This window comes from Corynebacterium kalidii, from assembly GCF_022869005.1.
Lineage (GTDB): Bacteria > Actinomycetota > Actinomycetes > Mycobacteriales > Mycobacteriaceae > Corynebacterium > Corynebacterium kalidii.
In genome coordinates this window covers 66,177-86,403 of the sequence record NZ_JALIEA010000010.1, presented here as the reverse complement: position 1 = coordinate 86,403, position 20,227 = coordinate 66,177, and the positions used below count along the sequence as shown (strand labels likewise).

The 20,227-nt window shown below is 69.5% G+C and carries 21 protein-coding genes; 10 read left to right on the top strand and 11 right to left on the bottom strand.

Annotated elements, in window-relative coordinates:
- The first annotated feature begins 28 nt into the window (after nucleotides 1-28).
- Genes MUN33_RS02565 through MUN33_RS02555 form a run of 3 tightly spaced genes read left to right on the top strand, consistent with a single transcriptional unit; the run spans nucleotide 29 to nucleotide 1,412 of the window.
- The gene (locus MUN33_RS02565) at nucleotides 29-574 is read left to right on the top strand and encodes a YceI family protein (RefSeq protein ID WP_244803346.1); all 546 of its coding nucleotides are present in this window, start codon (nucleotides 29-31) and stop codon (nucleotides 572-574) included.
- Nucleotides 575-618: 44 nt separating this feature from the next.
- Complete coding sequence (locus tag MUN33_RS02560) at nucleotides 619-1,041, top strand: FluC/FEX family fluoride channel (RefSeq protein WP_244803345.1); 423 nt, start codon at nucleotides 619-621, stop codon at nucleotides 1,039-1,041.
- On the top strand, nucleotides 1,038-1,412 hold the full coding sequence (locus tag MUN33_RS02555) for a fluoride efflux transporter FluC (protein WP_244803344.1): 375 nt from the start codon (nucleotides 1,038-1,040) through the stop codon (nucleotides 1,410-1,412). Before MUN33_RS02560 ends, MUN33_RS02555 begins: the two co-directional genes overlap by 4 nt.
- A 28-nt stretch (nucleotides 1,413-1,440) precedes the next feature.
- Here the strand turns inward: MUN33_RS02555 and MUN33_RS02550 are convergent, their stop codons facing one another.
- Nucleotides 1,441-2,220: an SDR family NAD(P)-dependent oxidoreductase gene (locus MUN33_RS02550; protein ID WP_244803343.1), complete on the bottom strand. Its 780-nt coding sequence runs from the start codon at nucleotides 2,218-2,220 to the stop codon at nucleotides 1,441-1,443.
- A gap of 67 nt (nucleotides 2,221-2,287) precedes the next feature.
- Nucleotides 2,288-2,779, bottom strand: coding sequence for a hotdog fold domain-containing protein (locus tag MUN33_RS02545; RefSeq protein ID WP_244803342.1), 492 nt, complete (start codon nucleotides 2,777-2,779; stop codon nucleotides 2,288-2,290).
- Nucleotides 2,780-2,989: 210 nt separating this feature from the next.
- On the opposite strand from MUN33_RS02545, the gene trxA reads away from it, so the two are divergent.
- Nucleotides 2,990-3,355, top strand: coding sequence for a thioredoxin (gene trxA / locus MUN33_RS02540; protein ID WP_244803341.1), 366 nt, complete (start codon nucleotides 2,990-2,992; stop codon nucleotides 3,353-3,355).
- Nucleotides 3,356-3,367: 12 nt separating this feature from the next.
- Here trxA and MUN33_RS02535 read toward each other — a convergent pair whose 3' ends face one another.
- Entirely contained in the window at nucleotides 3,368-4,459 is a 1,092-nt protein-coding gene (locus tag MUN33_RS02535) for an NAD(P)-dependent alcohol dehydrogenase (protein ID WP_244803340.1), read from the bottom strand.
- 128 nt (nucleotides 4,460-4,587) lie between these two features.
- Here MUN33_RS02535 and MUN33_RS02530 point away from each other — a divergent pair, with 128 nt between their 5' ends.
- The 3 genes from MUN33_RS02530 (at nucleotide 4,588) to MUN33_RS02520 (ending at nucleotide 7,514) form a co-directional block, all read left to right on the top strand.
- Nucleotides 4,588-5,391 (top strand): PspA/IM30 family protein, encoded by an 804-nt coding sequence (locus tag MUN33_RS02530; RefSeq protein ID WP_244803339.1) that lies wholly within the window; start codon nucleotides 4,588-4,590, stop codon nucleotides 5,389-5,391.
- Nucleotides 5,392-5,677: 286 nt separating this feature from the next.
- Entirely contained in the window at nucleotides 5,678-7,165 is a 1,488-nt protein-coding gene (locus tag MUN33_RS02525) for an MDR family MFS transporter (RefSeq protein WP_244803338.1), read from the top strand.
- Complete coding sequence (locus MUN33_RS02520; protein ID WP_244803337.1) at nucleotides 7,149-7,514, top strand: hypothetical protein; 366 nt, start codon at nucleotides 7,149-7,151, stop codon at nucleotides 7,512-7,514. The genes MUN33_RS02525 and MUN33_RS02520 overlap by 17 nt, the downstream gene beginning before the upstream one ends.
- Before the next feature lie 12 nt (nucleotides 7,515-7,526).
- On the opposite strand, the gene MUN33_RS02515 is transcribed toward MUN33_RS02520, so the two are convergent.
- The 4 genes from MUN33_RS02515 to MUN33_RS02500 all read right to left on the bottom strand — a co-directional run bounded on the left by MUN33_RS02515 (nucleotide 7,527) and on the right by MUN33_RS02500 (nucleotide 11,401).
- A complete protein-coding gene (locus MUN33_RS02515) occupies nucleotides 7,527-8,123 on the bottom strand; it encodes an Ltp family lipoprotein (protein WP_244803336.1) in 597 nt (198 codons plus the stop codon).
- A 137-nt stretch (nucleotides 8,124-8,260) separates the two neighbouring features.
- Nucleotides 8,261-9,418 carry an FUSC family protein gene (locus MUN33_RS02510; RefSeq protein WP_244803335.1) on the bottom strand — a complete coding sequence of 386 codons (1,158 nt, stop codon included), beginning with the start codon at nucleotides 9,416-9,418 and terminating at the stop codon, nucleotides 8,261-8,263.
- Nucleotides 9,419-9,467: 49 nt separating this feature from the next.
- A complete protein-coding gene (locus tag MUN33_RS02505; RefSeq protein WP_244803334.1) occupies nucleotides 9,468-10,865 on the bottom strand; it encodes a GntP family permease in 1,398 nt (465 codons plus the stop codon).
- A complete protein-coding gene (locus MUN33_RS02500; RefSeq protein ID WP_244803333.1) occupies nucleotides 10,862-11,401 on the bottom strand; it encodes a gluconokinase in 540 nt (179 codons plus the stop codon). Before MUN33_RS02500 ends, MUN33_RS02505 begins: the two co-directional genes overlap by 4 nt.
- A gap of 237 nt (nucleotides 11,402-11,638) precedes the next feature.
- On the opposite strand from MUN33_RS02500, the gene MUN33_RS02495 reads away from it, so the two are divergent.
- The 3 genes from MUN33_RS02495 (at nucleotide 11,639) to MUN33_RS02485 (ending at nucleotide 15,889) form a co-directional block, all read left to right on the top strand.
- Nucleotides 11,639-12,994, top strand: coding sequence for a lipase family protein (locus MUN33_RS02495; RefSeq protein WP_244803332.1), 1,356 nt, complete (start codon nucleotides 11,639-11,641; stop codon nucleotides 12,992-12,994).
- Between the two features lie 19 nt (nucleotides 12,995-13,013).
- Nucleotides 13,014-15,293, top strand: coding sequence for a glycoside hydrolase family 3 C-terminal domain-containing protein (locus MUN33_RS02490; protein ID WP_244803331.1), 2,280 nt, complete (start codon nucleotides 13,014-13,016; stop codon nucleotides 15,291-15,293).
- A gap of 140 nt (nucleotides 15,294-15,433) precedes the next feature.
- A complete protein-coding gene (locus MUN33_RS02485) occupies nucleotides 15,434-15,889 on the top strand; it encodes a hypothetical protein (RefSeq protein WP_244803330.1) in 456 nt (151 codons plus the stop codon).
- Between the two features lie 331 nt (nucleotides 15,890-16,220).
- Here the strand turns inward: MUN33_RS02485 and MUN33_RS02480 are convergent, their stop codons facing one another.
- From MUN33_RS02480 to MUN33_RS02465, 4 genes are all read right to left on the bottom strand, one after another.
- Nucleotides 16,221-16,895 (bottom strand): response regulator transcription factor, encoded by a 675-nt coding sequence (locus MUN33_RS02480; protein ID WP_244803329.1) that lies wholly within the window; start codon nucleotides 16,893-16,895, stop codon nucleotides 16,221-16,223.
- Nucleotides 16,892-18,355, bottom strand: a complete 1,464-nt coding sequence (locus MUN33_RS02475) for a sensor histidine kinase (protein WP_244803460.1) — start codon at nucleotides 18,353-18,355, stop codon at nucleotides 16,892-16,894. The genes MUN33_RS02480 and MUN33_RS02475 overlap by 4 nt, the downstream gene beginning before the upstream one ends.
- A gap of 29 nt (nucleotides 18,356-18,384) precedes the next feature.
- Nucleotides 18,385-18,810, bottom strand: a complete 426-nt coding sequence (locus MUN33_RS02470) for a hypothetical protein (RefSeq protein ID WP_244803328.1) — start codon at nucleotides 18,808-18,810, stop codon at nucleotides 18,385-18,387.
- 105 nt (nucleotides 18,811-18,915) lie between these two features.
- The gene (locus MUN33_RS02465) at nucleotides 18,916-20,166 is read right to left on the bottom strand and encodes a glycerate kinase (RefSeq protein WP_244803327.1); all 1,251 of its coding nucleotides are present in this window, start codon (nucleotides 20,164-20,166) and stop codon (nucleotides 18,916-18,918) included.
- Nucleotides 20,167-20,227: the final 61 nt, after the last annotated feature.

Here is a 20,227-nt window from a genome sequence, read left to right as displayed (position 1 = left end):
CATGCACCACACGAAGGGAAACAGCATCATGAGCAGCATCAACGACTACAGCGGCAGCTACACCATCGATCCCGCCCACTCCGAGATCGGGTTCACCGCGCGCCACGCGATGGTCACCAAGGTCCGCGGTTCCTTCACCGAGTTCTCCGGCTCGGCGTCCACGGAACAGGGCCTCGAGAACGCCACCATCGCCGTGGAGATCCAGGCGGCCTCCATCGACACCCGCAACGCGGACCGCGACGGCCACGTGAAGTCCGCGGACTTCTTCGACGTCGAGACCTACCCGACGATCACCTTCACCTCCACCGACGTCCGTGCGGACGGTGACGACACCCTGGTGGTGACCGGCGACCTGACGATCAAGGACGTGACCCGGTCCGTCACCGTGGAGTTCGACTTCGACGGTGAAGTCACCGACCCGTGGGGCAACAGCCGCATCGGCTTCGAGGGTTCCACCGAGATCCGCCGCTCCGACTACGGGCTCACCTGGAACGCACCGCTGAAGAGCGACGGTGTGCTGGTCTCCGAGAAGATCACGCTGAACTTCGACATCTCTGCGACCAAGAACGCCTGACTGAACGCCTGACTGACGGGCGGACATCGCCTACCATCGCGGACATGACCATCCACCTGTCCGCGGACGGCCGCACCGGCGGCCTCGTCTTCATCGGCGGGGCCGCCGGTGCGTTTCTGCGCTGGGCGTTCACCGTCGACACCGGTGTCGACGGTTCCCTCTGGCCCCTGCTGGTGATCAACCTCCTCGGCGCCATGCTGATGGGCACACTCGTCGGCTACCTGCCGGTGGTGCAGGACACGGCGCGCCGGGCGCGGCTCAAGGCCACCCTGGGTACCGGCCTCCTCGGCGGCTTCACCTCCTACTCGGCGATCGCGGCGGCCGCGGTCCTCGACGCGGACAACGTCGTCACCGCCGTGGTCTACGTGGTGGGCACGGTGGTGACGGGGGTGCTGCTCGCCCGCGCCGGTGTGTGGTGCGGGGAGCGGCTGCACACCGGCGACGAGGGTGCGGGGGCGGAGTCGTGACCGGGGAGATCTCGCTTCTGGCCGCGCTGGCGGTGGCGTTCGGTGGTGGCGTCGGCTCGTGGCTGCGGTGGCGGGTGGACGGCCTGGTCAGCGAGCGTACCGCCACCGACGTCCCGGTCGCGCTGCTGGTCGTCAACACCGTGGGCTCGCTGGTCCTGGGGGTGCTGCTGGGCCTGACCGACACGTGGTGGCCGGTGGCGCTGGTGGGCACCGGCCTCTGCGGCGGTTTCACCACGTTCTCCACCGCGTCGGTGGAGGGCATGTCGCTGCTCCGGCGGCGACGGACGGTCCCGGCGGTGGTGGCGCTGGCCGGGATGGCGGTCCTCGCCGTCGGGGCCTTCGCCCTCGGCTACCTGGCCGTGTCCCGGTAGCTGTCCTGGTAACTGTCCCGGTGGCGCGTCAGACCGCGGTGTAGCCGCCGTCGACGAGGTGGTAGGAGCCCGTCACGAACGACGCCTCGTCGGAGAGCAGGAACCGCACGAACGGCGCGATCTCCTCGGCCCGGCCCAGGCGGCCCAGCGGGTGCCTGGCGACGAGACCCTGCTTCACCTCGTCGGGCACGTGCGCCAGCAGCGGGGTGTCGATGTAGGCGGGGCCGACCGCGTTGACCCGCAGACCGGCGGGACCGTACTCGGCGGCCGCGTTCTTCGTCAGGCCGACCACCCCGTGCTTGGCGGCGGTGTAGGCGGCGCTGTTCGGTGCCGCGACCGCGCCGTGGATGGAGGCCATGTTGACGATGGCGCTCTCCCCCGCCCCGGCCTCCAGCATCGCGGGGATCTGGTACCGCATGCCGTAGAGGACACCGTTGAGGTTGATGCCGATCACGGTGTCCCAGTCGTCGGTGTCCAGTTCGCCGACCGGGCTGGAGGCACCGGTGACACCGGCGTTGTTCACGGCGTAGTTGAGCTTGCCGTAGGTCTCCACGGCGACGGCCACGGCGCGCTCGGCGTCGGTGGCGCTGGAGGCGTCGGACCGCAGCGCGGTCGCCGTCCCGCCGGCCGCGGTGATCCTGTCGACGACCTCCTGCGCGCCCTCGAGGTTGATGTCGGCGACGACGACCTTCGCGCCGCGACCCGCCAGGTCCGACGCGACAGCCGCGCCGATGCCCGACCCTGCCCCGGTGACCAGTGCCACCCGTCCCGCGAAGTCCTGTGGTGTTGTGGCGTCCTGTGCTGACACGGTGTGTCCTTTCGGTGTGGTGGTGTCTCTCCACCACCCGAGGTTACGCCCACCGCGGGGAGGTCGCTCAGCGCTTCTTCGCCGAGACCCACACGTCGATCTCGGCGTGGACCGGCTCGTTGCCGGCGTCGTCGATCAGCGAGATGTCCAGGGTCACCAGCTGGCCACCGGTCTCGGGGGTGATGGTGGAGAAGTCCGGGAAGTCGGCGGTGGCCGTCACGGTCAACCCGCCGGTCGACTTGGTGGGGTAGTCGGCGCGCATACCGCGCGGCAACCACCGGTGCGTCGTCGGGACGGTCGACTCGCAGAGCATCCCCATCGCGGCCTCCGCGCCGTTGAGGGCGGCGATGACGTGGTACGTCCCGATGTGGTTGCGCACGCCCCACCAGTCGCCGATGCGCACGACGGCGCGTCCCGGTTCAGCGGCGCGGACCCGGGGCAGGACGGTCCGGAAGTACGGGGCCTTGAGGCAGAACCCGACCGAGAACAGCCCGCGACCCGGCGCAGTGCCGCTGAGCTTCTTCCACAGCTTGTAGGTGCCGGTGGCATGAGTAGTCATGTTTCCAGACATTATCGGAGCCGAGCGTCCGGCACAGCCGAACCGCCGGAGCGGTGACACACGGCCGCGGACGCCGGTAGCGTGGGGGAGACCGCGGCGACGGAATACCCGCCGCGCCCGGCGGCGTTGTACCGGGTACGGCGCGAGAGCGACCGGGTACCGATCACCGAGCGATTAACGAGCGACACAGACAGTCAGGAAGGTGCGGCCATGGCCACCACGACGATCACCAGCGAGAACTTCCAGGACACCATCCAGGGCGACGGCATCGTGCTGCTCGACTTCTGGGCGGAATGGTGCGGGCCCTGCAAGCGGTTCGGCCCCGTCTTCGAGAGCGTCTCCGAGAAGTACCCGGACCACACCTTCGGCAAGATCGACACCGAGGCCAACCAGGACATCGCGGCGGCCCTGCAGATCCAGTCCATCCCCACGCTGATGGCGTTCCGTGACGGCATCCTGGTCTACCGCGAGGCCGGCGCCCTGCCGCCGAAGGCCCTCACCGACCTCATCACCGAGGTCGAGGGCCTGGACATGGACGACGTCCGCAAGAAGGTCGCCGAGCAGCAGGACAGCTGACCGCGCGGCCGGTCAGAGGGTGCGCGCGTCGATGACCGCGCGGTAGCGCACCTGCGAGCCGAGCACCCGCCGGTAGGCGTCGTTGACCGCATCGACCCCACCGGCCCCGGCGGCGGTGACGACCTCGACCCGGGCGGTGATCCCGTGCGCGGCGCAGAAGTCGATCATCTCCTGGGTCTCGGCGATACCGCCGATACTCGACCCCGCGATCCCGCGGCGGCGGCCGGTGAGCTGGTTGACCCGCACCGACAGAGGTTCGGTGGGCAGGCCGAGCATCACCAACGTCCCGTCCGGGGCGAGCATGCCGAGGTAGCGGTGGACCGGCAGGGGGGCCGACACCGTGTTGAGGATCAGGTCGAACTCGTCGGCGTGGTCCCGGTGGAAGGTGTCGGCGGCGTCCCCGCCGGTCGCCACATAGTGGGACGCGCCGAACCGCAGCCCGTCCTCCTTCTTCGACAGGCTGTGGGAGAACACGGTCACCTCCGCGCCCAGGGCGGCCGCGATCTGCACGGCCACATGCCCCAGCCCGCCCATGCCGACCACCGCGACACGTGAACCCGGACCGACCTCCCAGTGCTTCAGCGGCGAGTAGGTGGTGATCCCGGCGCACAGTAGCGGGGTCATCGCCGCCATCGTCGCACCGTCCAGCCCGCCGTCGACGTCGGGCATGCGGATGAGGAAGTCCTCCCGGCACACGATGTGCGTGGAGTACCCGCCCTGGGTGACCGAGCCGTCGTGCCGGTCGACGCCGTTGTAGGTGCCGGTCAGGCCGTCGAGGCAGTAGTTCTCCTCGCCCCGGGCACAGGCGGTGCATTCGCCGCAGGAGTCCACCATGCAGCCGATCCCGACGACGTCCCCGACCCGGTACCGGGTCACCGCGGTGCCCGTCTCCAGGACGGTGCCGACGATCTCGTGGCCCGGGGTCATCGGGAAGTTGTCGTGCGGCCAGTCGCCGTTGACCGTGTGGATGTCCGAGTGGCAGATCCCGGACCAGCGGACTGCGACGAGGCAGTCGTCGGGACGCAGATCGCGCCGGGTGACGGTCCCTTTCGTCAGGTCGGCGCCGGCGGCCGTGGCGTGGATGCAGGTGGCGGTGACGGTCATGGCTCCGATGGTAACCCTGCCGTCGACACACCGGGGGACGCGTGGGATGAAAACCGTTTATGCTGGGGAACAGACCAGAGAAGCCGCCCGGGCACGGACGCGGACACGACATCGTTAGGAGTACCGCCATGGCGAACCCCTTCTCCAAGGGCTGGAAGTACCTCATGCAGTCCCTCGACACCACGATCGAGGAGAACGCGGACCCGAAGGTCCAGATCCAGCAGGCGACCGAGGCGGCGAAGAAGCAGCACCGTGAGGTCACCGAGTCCGCCGCCCGGATCATCGGCAACCGCAACCAGCTGGAGATGACGCTGAACCGCCTGGTCAAGGACCAGGAGAAGCTGCAGGACAACGCGCGTGCCGCCCTGCAGCAGGCCGACAAGGCGGCCGCCGGGGGAGACACCACCGCGGCGACGGAGTACACCAACACCGCCGAGATCTTCGCTACCCAGCTCGTCACCGTCGAGCAGGAGATCGAGGACACCAAGAAGATGCACGCGCAGGCCACCCAGGCCGCCGAGCAGGCCCAGCAGCAGCAACGGCAGTCTGAGGTGCGGCTGAAGGAGCAGATGGGCCAGATCGACCAGCTGCGTGCCCAGGTGGACCAGGCGAAGATGCAGGAGAGCTCCAACCAGGCACTGGAGTCGATGCAGGGCATACAGGCCGACGACAGCGTCCCCACCCTCGACAGCGTCCGCGCCAAGATCGAGGCCCGCTACGCCACCGCGCTCGGCGCCCAGGAGCTCACCGAGAACAGCGTCCGCGGCCGGATGGCGGAGATCGAGTCCAGCGGACGTGACATGGCCGCGTCCTCCCGCCTGGAGCAGATCCGCGCCGAACTCGCCGGGGGCTCCACCGCGGCCGGCACCGGTGAGATCACCGCAGGGGAGTCGGCCGGGGACACGGATCAGGAGGACACGCAGGGGCGGTGACCGTCCTGTCCGCGCGGTCCTGTCCGGCAGGATTGCGCGCATGGTCCAGAACCTCTAGGATTGCAAGGCTTGAGCACGGGAGCGTGGTGTTCCGCCGACGGGCGGCCCCGGGCACTCCGGATACTTTGTGACAGGACCCCCGCATCTGAGCGCGGGGTCCTCGCGTGTGCCTTCATCCCGAGCCAGCCGCTGCAGCGGGTCAACCGACACTGCAGCCCACCGGCGACGCATGTCCGCACGGTCACCCCGTGCGTGGGCGTCGCCCTGCATCTTTGGGAGGACCTCCATGGCAGAAACCAGAACATCCCCGGGCTCGCGCCCGGACACGGCAGGCGTCAACGTCGGCCTGCTGATCGGCATCCTCGTCGCCGCGGCCTTCGTCGCGATCCTCAACGAGACGGCCCTGTCGAACGCGCTGCCCAGCCTCATGCGCGAATTCCAGGTCGGCGAAGACGTCGCGCAGTGGCTGACCACCGTCTTCATGCTCACCATGGCGGTGGTCATCCCCACGACCGGCTACCTGATGCAGCGTCTCACGCTCCGGACGATCTACATCGTGGCACTGTCGTTGTTCCTTGGCGGGACGGTGCTGGCCGCCGTGGCCCCGGTCTTCGCCGCGCTGCTCGCCGGCCGTGTGCTGCAGGCCGCCGGTACCGCGCTGATCATGCCGCTGCTGATGACCACGATCATGGTCCTCGTCCCGGTCGAGCGGCGTGGGTCCGTCTTCGGCCTGGTCACCATCGTGATCGCCGTGGGACCGGCGCTCGGGCCGACCTTCGCCGGCCTGGTCCTCGAGCTCGCGAGCTGGCGGTGGATCTTCCTCGTGATGATTCCGCTGGCGGTCCTGGCGCTGGTGATGGGCATCTGGCAGATCCGCAACTTCGAGGAGCCCAGCCGTCCGCCGTTCGACCTGCTGTCCGTGCTGTTGTCGGCGGTGGGCTTCGCCGCGGCGATCTACGGCCTGTCCGGCCTCTCCAAGGCCGCCCAGGAGTTCCCGACGGTGGCGGTCGTCTGCCTGGTGGTCGGCGCCGTGGTCCTGGTGGTCTTCTTCCGCCGCCAGGGCATGTTGATGAAGGCCCAGGCCGCCGGCGAGCACCGCGCACCGTTGATGAACACCACGCCGTTGAAGATCCGGGAGTTCTCCTGGTCCCTCGGTCTGATGCTGCTGTCCTTCGGCTCGCTGTTCGGGTTCATCATCATCATGCCGATCTTCGGCCAGAACGTCCTCGGACTCTCTGAGCTGCAGACCGGACTGGTCACCCTGCCCGGCGGCATCATCATGGGGGCGATGGGGCCGATCGTCGGACGCCTGTACGACGCCCACGGAACCCGCCCGCTGATCATCCCCGGTGGTGCGCTGCTGGTGGTGGCGATGGGTCTGCTGCTGATGCTCGACGAGGACAAGACCTTCTGGTACCTCGCCGGGATCGCGGTGGTGCTGAACCTCGGGCTGTCGCTGCTGATGACGCCGTTGATGTCGAACGCCCTCGCCGCGGTGCCGAACGAGATCTCGTCGCACGGCTCGGCGGTCCTCAACACCCTGCAGCAGCTCGCCGGCGCCGCCGGCACCGCGTTGTTCATCGCCGTGATGGGCATCGGTTCGGCGAACTCCTCCGCCGGGACGCCCACCGGTGTGCTGGTGGACGGTGTCCACGTGGCCTTCTACCTGGGTGCGGGCATCGCCGTGCTCGTGTTCGTCCTGGCCCTGGTGCTGCGCATCGACGCGCGGGACGCCGAGACGGGTGAGGTTCAGCGGGATGCGCAGACGGCCTGACCTGCGGGTGTTGACCGTCCTGCTGCTGGTGGCGCTCGTCGCCGTCGGGGCGGTGGTGGTCTGGTGGTACGGACAGAGCTACCTGGAACGTGCCGGCGGCCTGCGTGAATCCGAGGCCCGCACGCACTGTCGTGAGGAGGTCCGGTGGGAGACCGGCTACGGCCGTGACGCGGAACTGGACCTGTGGGGTGCCCGGCACGACCGGGAGGGGGACCGGTGGATCATCGACGGCCAGGTGTTCGCCGAACACCTGGAGGGCGTCGAGGTGACCCACGGGGCGCGCACCGACGGGGAGCAGTTCCGCTGCCTCGTCTCCACCGACCGCGTGGTCGTGGAGATGGTGGACTGACCTGACCGGCCGTCACTCCAGGTTGGCGATGGCGAAGTCGGCTTCCTCGACGGTGAACTTCTCCCCGTACTCGGAGGTCAGCTGGTCGTGGATCGCCGCCGGGGACATGCTCATCGTGTCCTGGTAGTTGCGGGCGGACTCCAGGGCGTTGTTGTTCCAGTCGGCGTCGATGGTGTCGACGGCGTACTGTGCGGCCTCCGGGGAGAACTGGTCGGCGTACTCCGAGGTCAGCTGGTCGTAGATCTTGGCCTTGGACATGTGCATCATGTCGGAGTACCGCTCGGCGGACTTCAGGGCGGAGGTGAACTCGCGGGGGACGTCCCCGCCGGAGTCGGCCTCCGGCGCGGGGTCCGGCTCGTTAGCGGGCTCGGGGTCCGGCTCGGGGTCCGACGGCGCCTCGGGGGAGACGGCTGCCGTCGTGGTGCCGGCGTCGTCCGCTGCGGTGTCGTCCTCGTCGCCGCCGCTGAGGGCACCGCCGATGACGGCGAGGACGACCACGCCGGCCAGGACGAGGAACCAGACCCTCTTGTAGAAGGGCTTCTTCTGTGCGGTCTCCGGCGTCTGCTCCGGGGGCAGGTACTGGTTCTGGGGTGCGCTGGGGGTACTCATCGTGAAACGTCTTTCTGCGTCGGTGGAGGCCGGTCGACCCGGCCGGTGGACGTCCTCTCCTCGAAGGACACGTCCGATGTTCGCACCGGGTCCGGACACGGAAGTTCCGTGTTCGAACGCATTGTTCGACCGCCCCGTCAGCCGGCGGTTTCCCGCGCCTCCTGGGACGAGGCGACGTCGTCCACGACGGTGATGATGTGGTCGAGGCCGGTGATCAACGCGCCGTAGACGGGCCAGTGGTCCGTCGGCAGGTCCCCGTCGGAGAACTCCCGGGTGAGCGCGGCCAGCCGGTCCGACAGGGGGCCGACATCGGCGTCCGGGTCGGCCACCGCACGTCCGGTGGCGCGGGCGACCGACGCCCATTCCCGACGGAAGCCGGTGTCCCACTCGCCGTCGGCGTACGAGGCCTCACGCAGCGTCCGGGCGAGGTGGCGCAGATGCGACACGCCTTCGTCCGCCCGCCGCAGGATGTCCTCCCAGGTTGCGTCCGCCGGATCCGGGGCGCGCCCAGTCGCCGCGCGTGTGCGCTGGAGTCTGGCGAGGTAGGACCGTGGATTGGCGCGGCGGCTCTCGCGGGCGAACCGCACGACCGACCACGCCGACCCGAGTTCACGGCTGATGGAGTCCGTCTCGTCGATCCAGGCGTCGGCACGGTCGGTGTCCCACGAGGAGGCGAACTCCTCGCCCATGTTCTCCAGGACCGAGCCCATCCGCCGGTTCACGCTGTCGACGTAACGCGACGCCTGCCGGTCCCGCATCGGCGGCAGGACCAGCAGGTTCACCACGACGCCGACGAGGACACCGACACCGATCTCCAGCATCCGGTCGCCGAACTGCTGTTGTTGCTCGGAGAAGCCGTCACTGAGGATGAAGATGGACATCGTCGCGACGGTGACACCCTCGTCGCGGATCCACCGCACCTGGGCCACCACCAGTCCCACCAGCAGGGCCAGCGCGTAGGTCCACAGGGAGACCTCCAGGAACGTGCCTACGGTGAAGGCCACGCCGATGCCGAGGAGGGACGCCACGGTCGACTGCACCCCGCGCGACAGGGTGCGGTAGGCGGTGGCGTCGATGGTCAGCAGCGCGACCCAGGGGGCCAGGAAGGGGAAACTCGTGTTGAGGAACGTCACCGAGACCCACCACGCGCCCGTGGCGGCGATGACGCACTTGGCGATCTGCAGTCCCGCCGTCGACGCCTCCGGGTTCCGGGCCATGTCCCGGAGTCTGCCGAGGGCGCCCCGGGTGTCGGTGTCGGGGGCGCGAACCCCGCCGGATGGTGAGAATCGGGCCATGTCACGACCTTACCAGCGTCGTGACCAGCCGGGATGTGCGCTGTCGTCCTCAGATGAGCAGGTGGACCAGCAGCACCATGACGAGGGCGACCACGGACAGGACGGTCTCCATCAGCGACCAGGTCTTCAGCGTCTGCGGCACCGTCATGCCGAAGTACTCCTTGACCAGCCAGAAACCGGCGTCGTTGACGTGGGAGAAGAACACCGAGCCCGCGCCGATCGCCAGCACCATCAGGGCCACCTCGGTCGACCCCATGCCGGCGGCGACCGGTGCCATGATCCCCGCCGCGGTGACCGTCGCCACGGTGGCCGAACCGGTGGCGAGTCGGATGAACACCGCGACCAGCCAGCCTGCGACCAGCGGCGACACCGGGGCGGCCTGCACCCACTGTCCGACGACATCGGCGACCCCGGTGTTGACCAGCGTCTGCTTGAAGCCCCCGCCGGCGCCGACGATGAGGATCACCCCGGCGATCGGCCCGAAGGCGCCGCTGACCTGGTCGGAGACCTCCTGGCGGGTACGGCCTGTGCCGAAGCCGAGGAAGTACATCGCCAGCAGTACGGTGGCCAGCAGTGCCACGATGGGCTCACCGATGAACCCGAAGACCGTGGACACCGTGGACGCGACCGGGCCCTCCGGCAGCTGCAGCGACTCCACGACGGTCCGCGAGAGCATCATCACCACGGGGAGCAGCACCACGGTGAGGCCCCGACCGACCGACGGACCGACCGACGGGCCGACCGACGGACCCGCCGACGCGCCGTCCGGCTCGTCGCCGGTCCGGGTGACGTCCTGCCCGGAGATCGAGGCCGGCGCCTCGATGGGCACCCAGCGGGCCATGACCTTCGCCGACAGTGGACCGGCCACCGCGACGACGGGCAGGGCCACCAGGAGCCCGAGTGCCAGGGTGAGTCCGAGGTTCGCCCCCAGGGCGTCCACGGCGATCAGCGGGCCGGGGTGCGGCGGCACCAGGGCGTGCAGGGCGGAGAGGCCCGCCAGGGCGGGGATGCCCAGCAGGATCACCGGGAGCCGGGAGCGCCGTGCCGCCAGCATCACCACCGGGATCAGCAGGACGATGCCGACCTCGAAGAACAGGGGGATGCCCAGCAACATCGCCAGACCCGCGATCACCCAGGGACGCAGGCCCGGCGTCGTGCGGTCCAGGAAGGCGTCGACGATGCTGTCGGCGGCACCGGAGGTGACGAGGAACTGGCCGACCACCGCGCCGAGCGCGATGAGCACGCCGACGTCGCCGACGGTGCCGCCGAAACCCTCGGTGAAGCTGCCGAAGGCGTCCACCAGCGGGGTGCCCGCGACCAGGGCGAGGGTGGCCGACCCGATCATCAGGGAGAGGAAGGGGTTGAGTTTCGCCCAGACGATCAGCGCGATGATCAGCGTGATGCCGACCACCGCGGCGATCACCAGCTGGGAGCCTGCGGTGCTCATTCGTGGAGGAGCACGGTCAGTGCCCCGATGGAGAGAATCTCGCGGGCGAGCGACTCCGGCGGCTCGGTGGCGTCGACGGTGACGCCGTTCTCGTCGGCGTCGAGGCCCTCGAGGGTGTCGAGCTGGGAGCGCAGCAGGGAGGCGGGCATGAAGTGGCCCTTGCGGTCCTCCATGCGGGCGGCGAGGACGTCCTCCGGGGCGTCGAGCAGGACGAAGAACTCGTCGCCCTCGGCGGCGCGCAGGACGTCACGGTAGGACTTCTTCAGCGCGGAGCAGGTCACGATCGTGGAGTGCCCCTGTTCCGCCTGGGAGGTCATCCAGTCCCGCAGCTCGTGCAGCCAGGGCCACCGGTCGTCGTCGTCGAGAGGCTGGCCGGACCCCATCTTCTTCTTGTTCGCCTCGGGGTGGAAGGCGTCGGCCTCGGCGTAGGGGACCCCGGTACGCTGTTCCAGCTGTTCGGCGATCGTGGTCTTCCCGCTGCCGCTCACCCCCATGATGACGAGGTGGACGGGGCGGGGCCGGGTTGTGTCGGTCATGGCACTCGTTTCTGGTTGGACGGGCGGTCTTGCGGAGACTGTACTCCTGCGGCCCCGTGTGGTGAATATTCCGTGTACGCCCGTCCGGGGTGACCGTATCTGTGGTCTTGTTTGGTTCTGTGTGGTTCTGTGTGGTTTTCGCGGTGCCGCCGCGCGACGGCGACTCCGCAGCTAGGTTCGACAGGGGAATGTAGTTCAGGAAACTTTCCTTCTGTCGGGAACGGAGGAGCATCAGGTATGAAGCGAACAGCGGGCAGGACGGTCGGGACGGCACTCGCCGCCGCACTCGTCACCGTGGCGGCGGGGCTGGCGGCGGGACCGGCGGCTGGTCCGGCGCAGGCCCAGACACTGCCGTGGGGCGGACACGCGCCGCGGGTCGAGGCGGGCGACCACGACCCCTTCTACGGCACCGCGGACCTGGCGCCGGGGACGCCGGGCACGGTGCTGCGCACCGCGTCCGCCCCCTACGCCCCGGCACCGTCCGGACCCGACGGCCACCAGTTCGCCGTCCCGGACCGGGTGCAGAAGATGATGTACTCCACCACCGACATGGACGGCCGGCCCGTCGCCGTCAGCGGCTACACCGTGGAACCGACGGTGCCGTGGCGCGGGCCGGGGGAGCGGCCCACCGTGGTCGTGGGGCGCGGCACCGTCGGGCAGGGCGACCAGTGCGCCCCGTCGCGTAACTGGCCCCTGGACAACCAGCCCGACCCGCTGGACTCCGGCCGGACCGTCGCCCTGGAGGGTGCCTACGACTGGATCTTCGCCAGCCAGGGTGTCCGCGTCGTCGTCACCGACTACGTGGGTATGGGCACGCCGGGGATGCACACCTACATGAACCGCGCTGAACAGGCCCACGCCATGATCGACGCCGCCCGCGCCGCCCGGAATTTGGTCGAGGACCGCGGGGAGGACTTCGGCGCGATCGGCTTCTACGGGCACTCCCAGGGCGGCGGGGCGTCGACCGCGGCCGTCGAGGCGGTGGCCGACTATGCGCCGGACCTGGACGTGGCGGGTGCCTACGCGTCGGCGCCGCCGGCGGACCTGGTCGAGGTGCAACGCACCATCGACGGGTCGAACCTGGTCGGGGCGATCGGCTTCGCCATCAACGGCCTGTCCGCCCGGTACCCGGCCCTCGCCGCCGAACTCGACACCCACCTCTCCGACCACGGCCGCGGTGTCCTCGACGACCTGGCCGGCATGTGCACCGACGAGATCGGGGACACCTACGGCTACCTGACCACCGACCAGTGGACCGCGGATGGACGACGCCTCGACGACCTGCTCGGGGAGATCCCCGAGGGGGTGCGCGCCATGGAGGAGCAGCGCGTCGGCACCGGCACCCCGGCCGCCCCGACGATGATCGTCTCGGGCCGCCACGACAAGACCGTGGCATACGGCCAGGCACGCGAACTCGCCGCCACGTGGTGCTCGGCCGGGGCACCCGTGGTGTACCGCGACGACATCCTCCCCGAGATCAGCGACCAGAACCACTTCCTCCAGGCGGCCTCCGGCGGCGCGTTCGGCATCCCCTTCCTGCTCGACCGCTTCCACGGACGTCCGGTGGGCGGCACGTGCAGCTTCCCCGCCTGAAACCCCGTACAAAGGAGGTATGAGCCACCACACACCACACACCACCGGTACCGACGATGTCGCCGCACTGCCCCTCGCCGACCGGGCCGCCCTCGGCTCCGGGAAGAACTTCTGGCAGACCCAGGACGCCGGCGACGTCCCCTCCATCACCCTGACGGACGGGCCGCACGGCCTACGGAAACAGACCGGCGGTGTCGACCACCTCGGCCTGTCCGGCAGCGCCCCGGCCACCTGCTTCCCGCCCGCCGCCGGGCTCAGCCAGAGCTGGGACCCTGACCTGGTCGAACGGATCGGCGCCGCCCTCGCCGACGAGGCCCAGGCCGCGGACGTCCAGGTCGTCCTCGGGCCCGGCGTGAACATCACACGGTCCCCGCTGGGCGGCCGCAACTTCGAGTACTACTCCGAGGACCCGCACCTGACCGGGGTGCTCGGCACCGCCTGGGTCACCGGCCTGCAGAGCGGCGGGGTCGGGGCGAGCCTGAAGCATTTCGCCCTGAACAACCAGGAGACCGACCGGATGCGGGTGAGTGCGGACGTGGACCAGCGTCCCCTGCACGAGATCTACCTGCGGGCCTTCCGTCGGATCGTGGAGGACGCCCGCCCGTGGACGGTGATGTGCTCCTACAACGCCGTCAACGGCGTCCCGGTCCGTCACAGCCGTGAACTGCTCACCGACATCCTGCGCGACGAGTGGGGGTTCGACGGGGTCGTCGTCAGCGACTGGGGCGCGGTCGGCGGCCGCCTGCGGTCCGTCGCCGCCGGCCTCGACCTGCAGATGCCGTCGGACGGCGGGGCGGCGGACGAGGAGGTGGTCAGGGCGGTGAGCAACGGACAGCTCGACGAGCAGACCGTGACCGTCGCCGCGCAGCGGGTGGCGGCCCTGGCGCGCCGGGCGACGGCGGCACGACGCGAGGTCAGCCTCGACGACGCCACCGTCGAGGCCCACCACGCCCTCGCCCGGGAAGCCGCGGCACGCTCGATCGTCCTGCTCAAGAACGACGAGGCCGACGGACGCCACATCCTGCCGATCGCCGCCTCCGGGGTCACCGGCTCGGTCGCGGTGATCGGCCCCTTCGCCGAGACGTCGCGCTACCAGGGCGGCGGCAGCTCGCACGTCAACCCCACCCGGCTCGACTCGCCGCTGGAACTGATCAAGGACCGGTTGGCGGCACCGGTGACCTACGCCGCCGGCTTCACCACCGACGGTTCCGGACGGCACAGCGGGCTGCTCGCCGAAGCGGTGGAGGACGCCGCGAACGCGGACATCGCCGTGGTGTTCCTGGGCCTGTCGCCGGACCAGGAGTCCGAGGGCTTCGACCGCACCGACCTCGCGCTGCCCGCCGAACAGCTCGGCCTGCTGCGCGCCGTCCGCGCCGTGCAGGACCGGGTGGTCGTGGTGCTGTCCCACGGCGGCGCACTGGACCTCACCGAGGTCACCGAACTGGCCCCGGCGATCCTGGACGCCAACCTGCTGGGACAGGGCGGCGGAGCCGGGATCGCCGACGTGCTGACCGGCGAGGTCAACCCCTCCGGCAAGCTCGCCGGGACGGTGCCGGCACGGCTGGCGGACACCCCGGCGTTCCTCGACTTCCCCGGCGAGCACGGGCATGTCCGCTACAGCGAGGGCCTGTTCGTCGGCTACCGCTGGTACGACGCACGTAACCTCCGGGTCGCCTACCCGTTCGGGCACGGGCTGTCCTACACCACCTTCGCCTACGACGAGGCCTACGGGCAGCCCGACGACGACGGCGACGGCATCACCGTCACCGTCGGTGTCACCAACACCGGACGTCGCGCCGGGCGGGAGGTGGTCCAGGCCTATGTGTCGGTGCCGGACTCGGGGCAGGTCAGGGCGCCGAAGGTGCTGGCCGGATTCGGTTCGGTCACCCTGGAGCCGGGTGAACGCGAGGAGATCGAGATCCACCTGGGCCGGCGTGACCTGGAGTACCGGGACGTGCGCTCAGGCAGGTTCGTGCTGGAGCCGGGACGGTACGTGGTCCACCTGGGGTCGTCCAGCCGGGACCTGCGGGCGTCGGTCGAGGTCGACCTCGAGGGTGAGGACGTCCGTGTGCCGCTGACCCTGGAGTCGACCCTCGGGGAGGCCCTCGCGGTGCCGGCGGTGGCGGAGGCGTTGGGCGGTTTCCTCGGCGGGCTGACCGGGGAGGACTCCGGTGACGGACTCGGTGTCGACATGGCGAAGATGATGGCGAGCATCCCGCTCGACCGGATCATCACCTTCAGCGGTGGTTCCGTGACCCGGGAGCAGCTCGAGGAGCTGCTGGAGCGGGTGAACGGGTAGGGGGCGGGCCCTGTCAGGGCCCGACGCCAGGCTTCCATGCCGAGCACTACTGGAGGTCACTTTGTGATGAACTGAAGGTGCTCCTGTTGGCAGTTCTTCTGACAGCATGACTCTTACTTAGGTGGGGAGGTGGGTCTCAGGTGTCAGTCGATGCTATTGTATTGACTATGAAAACTCGCTTAGCTTCAGTTGCCGCCGCGGTGGCCATCGCTCTTTCAGCCCTTCCCTCTGCTCACGGAGAGCCTGACCTTCTGCGGATCTACGACCGGACGGGTACCGTCACTGAATCCAACCCGCTGGGTGTTCCCGAGCCGGATGACGTGGCGGATCTTGGGCTCGCGACACAGACTGGCTACATCAATTACATGAGCAACTGGTGGGAGTACAATGACTACCTGAAGCCCAACTGTGCTCGACATGTCACCGCGATAGACGCGACGCTCTGGTACTTCGATCCCGAGAACTTCGACGGGGTGAGTGTGGTGAACCACTATCCTGGAAAGACCGGCGAACAGTGTGCTGCGGAGAACGGGCTTCCGTCGGCGCCTACTCCTGGAGGAAGTATCTCGGGAAGCTTGGCGGCAATCGGGTCGTAACCACGGCGTGTTCGGGGGCTGTCCCTTGTTACTCGACGGGCAGTCGAGCCCAGGGGCATATGAAGACCGTGATAACGACGATGAAATCACAGTGTCCTCCTTCCTATGATCTCCGTGCCCTGTGACGGATCCTGGTTGTTCTTCTGTCTCCGTTGCAGGTCAGGTCCTCCGCTGCCACGGACTCGGCGTCGACATGGCGAAGATGATGGCGAGCATCCCGCTCGACCGGATCATCACCTTCAGCGGTGGTTCCGTGATCCGGGAGCAGCTCGAGGAGCTGCTGGAGCGGGTGAACGGGTAGGGGGGCGAGTGGAGTGAGATCCGGGTCCACTCACGCCAGCCGGTAGCCTACCCCGCGGACCGTCTCGATCCGGTCCGCGCCGATCTTCTTCCGCAGCGCCCGCACGTACACATCCACCACATTCGACCCCGGGTCGAAGTCCATGTCCCAGACCATGCTCAACAGCTGGGCCCTGCTCAGTATCTGCCCCGGGTGCCGCATCAGTGCCTGGAGCAGGTCGGACTCTCGGCGTGAGAGGCTGCGAGGGACTCCCCCGACCCGGACTTTCTGCGTCCTCGGGTCGAGGTCCAGTTCCCCGCGGCGCAGGACCACGGGCGCGGCGGCCGTCCCTTCCGCCGTCCTTCCGGCCCCTTCGAGCCGGAGTTTCACACGGGCCAGCAGTTCGGCGAACTGGAACGGTTTCGCCATGTAGTCGTCGGCCCCGCCCTCCAGCGCCCGCACCCTGTCATTCAGCCCGGTGCGCGCGGTCAACACGATGATCGGCATCGTCACCCGGAGAATCCGGAGCTGCTCCAGGATGTCCGTCCCGTCCATCCCCGGGAGGCCCAGGTCGAGGATCATCATGTCGAACTCGCCGCTGTGGCCGCGGATGAACGCCTCGGACCCGTGGTCGGCCACCTCGCAGAGGTACCCTTCCAGCCGGAATCCCCGCATGATGAAATCGGCGATCCCGGCGTCGTCCTCAGCCACCAGTATCCTCGTCATTGTCTCTGCTCCTTTTCTTCCGGTGTCCCCGACCCTTCGGGGCCGGTCGGCGCGGGGAGGTCCAGACCGAAGATCGAGCCGAGCCCCACCGTGGACTCCACGAACGCCCGTCCACCGTGGCCCTCGGCGATGGACTTCACGATCGACAGGCCGAGACCGGCCCCGCGCGGCCGCGCCGACGCCGCAGCATGCTCCCCGCCACGGGAGAAGCGGCGGAACAGCGACTCCCGGGATTCCGGAGGCAGCCCCGGCCCCCGGTCCCGTACCCATATCCGCAGGTACCGTCCCGGGCCGGTGCCCCGGAACTCCGACCCGATCTCGACGGTGTCGTCGCTGTACCGCAGGGCGTTGCCGAACAGTTCCAGCACCGCCTCGGTGACCCGCTGTTCATCCAGCACGACCACGCCTTCGGCGGCGTCCACGAGCAGTGCCCGGTCACTGACGGTGCGTACCTTGTCCTCGATGTCGATCATCAGCTCGGCGATGTCCACCGGCGACGGGTGCAGGAAGGAACCGGAGTCCGCCACCGCCAGGGTCAGCAAGTCGTTGACCATGCGTGTCATCCGGTCGAGTTCGGTGGTCGCCAGTTCGACCGACCGCGCCCGGGACTCCGCGTCGCTGGTCTCCAGGAGCTCCAGCTGACCGCGGACCACGGTCAGCGGCGTCCTCAGTTCATGTCCCGCGTCATCGACGAAGGCCCGCTGGTCGTTCACCACCGTCTCCAGTCTGTCCAGCATGTCGTTGAAGGTCTCGGCCAGCCGGGAGATCTCCCGCGGGCCGTCGGCCGGCACCCGTCGGGACAGGTCCGAGTTCGATATCGACGACGACACCTCCTGCAGACGTCGGATCGGCGCGATGATCCGCCCCGCGACCAGCAGCGCGAGGAGCGTCGCGACGAGGACGCCACCGGCCCCGGCCGCCGCCATCATCCGGACCTGCGAGGACACGGCGGCCTCGTCCTCACGGGTGAACATGACCACGGCGAACTGGCCGGACTGCGATTCGTCGCCGGTCGTGAACGCCAGACGTCCCCAGTGGGCGGTGCCCCGGTCGGGGTCGTCGAGGATCCCGGAGGACTCGTCCGAGGAGAGCACCTTGGCTGCCAGGGGTTCCGACGGGTCGAGGGGCTCCGGGTGGGCACTCCGCAGATGGCTGCGGTCCGCCTGGAGCAGGTTGCCGTCGAGCAGGCCCACCATGAGCTCGTCCTCGTCCGGTATCTGCCGGGACAGGTAGACCTCCGTCAACCTCCGCGTGGACGAGAAGGGGGCGGCCGTCACCGGGTCCGTGCCCTGGGCGACGAACCTCCGGAACTCCTCGAGTTCCTGTTCGACCGCGGCGTTCGCCCGGTCACTGACCTGGGCCAGGGACACGGACCTGGTCACGACGACGACACTCGCGACGGTGATCAGGACGACGGTGGACATCGTCAGGACGATCTGCCATCTCAGGGAAGCGGGCATCCGCAGGAAGAGGGACACGTCAGTTCAGGCTAGTCGTCCCAGTCATCGTCCCAGTCGTCGTCTCCGTCATCGTCCCAGTCGTCGTCCCATCCGGTACCGGTGCCGGTGCCACCCGGTGCGTACGGACTGTAGTTCAGGGGCAGGTCACGCGGCGTCCCTGCGCCGGGTTCGGCGGGGACCGCGCCGGTGCCGGGCGCCGGGGGGACGTCGTCCGGGCGTTTCCCCGGGGACGTGGGGGACGTGGGGGACGAGGAGGAGGTGGCGGACGTGGGGGACGTGGAGGACGTGGACGATGCAGCGTCCCGTTCCCCGTCCCCGGTCGTCTCCTGGCTGGTCGCCCGCGCGGGCTCGGAGTCGACCTCCGGTGGCGCGCCGTTGTCGGCCAGGGCGGTTCCCAGTACGGCGACGAGAAACAGCACGGCCAGCAGTCCTGCCAGTGGTAGGAATCGTTTCACGGTGGTCATTGTCCGGTCCTCCTGTCGTGGTGGCGTCCCCCGGCGGGGGCCGGTGTCTACGGTGCCGAGGGTCGTCGGGCCCCATTGTCGACGACGGAGATGAAGTCAGGATGAAAAGTCTGCCGGGACGGCGGCGCCGACGGCGCTGGTGTAGCTGCTGCGCACCTCCGCTTCCCGCCGTCCGGAGACGACGCAGCCGAGCAGCAGCATCCGGGTCGCCCGTGCCGCCGCCTCCGTGAGCAGGTCGCGGCCGTTGCGTAGGGCGTCCTCCATGGCCATGGGCACGGTCATGATGGACTGCAGGGCGCCGATGCCCATGTCGTGGACGTCGGGTGCCCCGTCTCCCAGCGATCCGGCGAGCGCGAACACCGGCACCCCGGTGGCCCGGGCCCGCCGTGCGATCTCCGCGGGGACCTTGCCTTTCGGTGTCTGGAAGTCGATGGCGCCTTCTGCGGTGACGACGAGGTCCGCGGCGCTGATGAGGGAGTCCAGGTCCTCCTGTGCCGGCATCCTCCCGAGCAGCACCTCGAAGCGGTTGCCGGCCCGGCCGCCCAGAGCCATCACCGCTGCCCCGAGCCCGCCCGAGGCCCCCGTCCCCGGCGCCCGGTGCAGGTCGACGGTCGGTCCGAAGGTCCACTGCAGGACGTCGGCCCAGCGTCGCATCGCCTTGCCGAGCTGCTTGACCTGCTTCCTGGTGGCGCCTTTCTGCGGGCCGAAGACCGCCGCGACCCCGTTGTCCCCGGTGAGGACGTTGTGCAGGTTGCAGGCGAGCGTCAGCGTGCAGTCGGCGAGTTCGGGGCGCAGTCCGCTGACGTCGATCTCCGCCGCCCGGGAGAGCGCGAGACCGCCGTCGGGGAGTTCCCGTCCGTCGTCGTCGAGGACGCGGGCGCCGAGGGCGCTCAGTGCCCCTGCCCCGCCGTCGCACGTCCCGGAGTCGCCGCAGCCCACGATGATCTCCCGGATGCCCCGGTCGAGGGCCAGTCCGATCAGTTCGCCGACGCCGCGGCTGGTGGTGGAGCCGGGGTCCCGCTGTCCGGTCGGGATGAGGCGTAGCCCGGCGGCCTGGGCCATCTCGATGACGGCGGTGGACCGGTCATCGTACTCGAGCCACCGGGCGGTCACCGGTTCGCCCGTGGGACCGGTGACGGTCGCGGTATGGACGGTGGTCCCCGGGCTCCGGCTGAGGATCTCCACGGTGCCCTCACCTCCGTCGGGGACGGGGAAGGTGTCGACCCGCACCCCCGGCAGGGTCCGGAGGACACCGGCGGCGATGGCGTCCGCGACGTCGACGGCGGACATGGACTCCTTGAATCCGGAAGGGCAGACGAGGATACGTTCGGGCAGGTAGAGGGTCATGGGACAGCTCCTGACGTGAAAGGGGGTGGGTGAGGGAGGTGGGACCGGCGAGGGGGACGGT

What these genes read in the sequence shown, in the direction of transcription:
- MUN33_RS02525 (WP_244803338.1), top strand. Translation starts at nt 5,678, where the DNA reads ATGGCAGAAACCAGAACATCCCCGGGCTCGCGCCCGGACACGGCAGGC.
- MUN33_RS02510 (WP_244803335.1), bottom strand. Translation starts at nt 9,418, where the DNA reads ATGGCCCGATTCTCACCATCCGGCGGGGTTCGCGCCCCCGACACCGAC.
- MUN33_RS02520 (WP_244803337.1), top strand. Translation starts at nt 7,149, where the DNA reads ATGCGCAGACGGCCTGACCTGCGGGTGTTGACCGTCCTGCTGCTGGTG.
- trxA (WP_244803341.1), top strand. Translation starts at nt 2,990, where the DNA reads ATGGCCACCACGACGATCACCAGCGAGAACTTCCAGGACACCATCCAG.
- MUN33_RS02515 (WP_244803336.1), bottom strand. Translation starts at nt 8,123, where the DNA reads ATGAGTACCCCCAGCGCACCCCAGAACCAGTACCTGCCCCCGGAGCAG.
- MUN33_RS02530 (WP_244803339.1), top strand. Translation starts at nt 4,588, where the DNA reads ATGGCGAACCCCTTCTCCAAGGGCTGGAAGTACCTCATGCAGTCCCTC.
- MUN33_RS02465 (WP_244803327.1), bottom strand. Translation starts at nt 20,166, where the DNA reads ATGACCCTCTACCTGCCCGAACGTATCCTCGTCTGCCCTTCCGGATTC.
- MUN33_RS02545 (WP_244803342.1), bottom strand. Translation starts at nt 2,779, where the DNA reads ATGACTACTCATGCCACCGGCACCTACAAGCTGTGGAAGAAGCTCAGC.
- MUN33_RS02560 (WP_244803345.1), top strand. Translation starts at nt 619, where the DNA reads ATGACCATCCACCTGTCCGCGGACGGCCGCACCGGCGGCCTCGTCTTC.
- MUN33_RS02505 (WP_244803334.1), bottom strand. Translation starts at nt 10,865, where the DNA reads ATGAGCACCGCAGGCTCCCAGCTGGTGATCGCCGCGGTGGTCGGCATC.
- MUN33_RS02535 (WP_244803340.1), bottom strand. Translation starts at nt 4,459, where the DNA reads ATGACCGTCACCGCCACCTGCATCCACGCCACGGCCGCCGGCGCCGAC.
- MUN33_RS02500 (WP_244803333.1), bottom strand. Translation starts at nt 11,401, where the DNA reads ATGACCGACACAACCCGGCCCCGCCCCGTCCACCTCGTCATCATGGGG.
- MUN33_RS02490 (WP_244803331.1), top strand. Translation starts at nt 13,014, where the DNA reads ATGAGCCACCACACACCACACACCACCGGTACCGACGATGTCGCCGCA.
- MUN33_RS02565 (WP_244803346.1), top strand. Translation starts at nt 29, where the DNA reads ATGAGCAGCATCAACGACTACAGCGGCAGCTACACCATCGATCCCGCC.
- MUN33_RS02495 (WP_244803332.1), top strand. Translation starts at nt 11,639, where the DNA reads ATGAAGCGAACAGCGGGCAGGACGGTCGGGACGGCACTCGCCGCCGCA.
- MUN33_RS02475 (WP_244803460.1), bottom strand. Translation starts at nt 18,355, where the DNA reads ATGCCCGCTTCCCTGAGATGGCAGATCGTCCTGACGATGTCCACCGTC.
- MUN33_RS02480 (WP_244803329.1), bottom strand. Translation starts at nt 16,895, where the DNA reads ATGACGAGGATACTGGTGGCTGAGGACGACGCCGGGATCGCCGATTTC.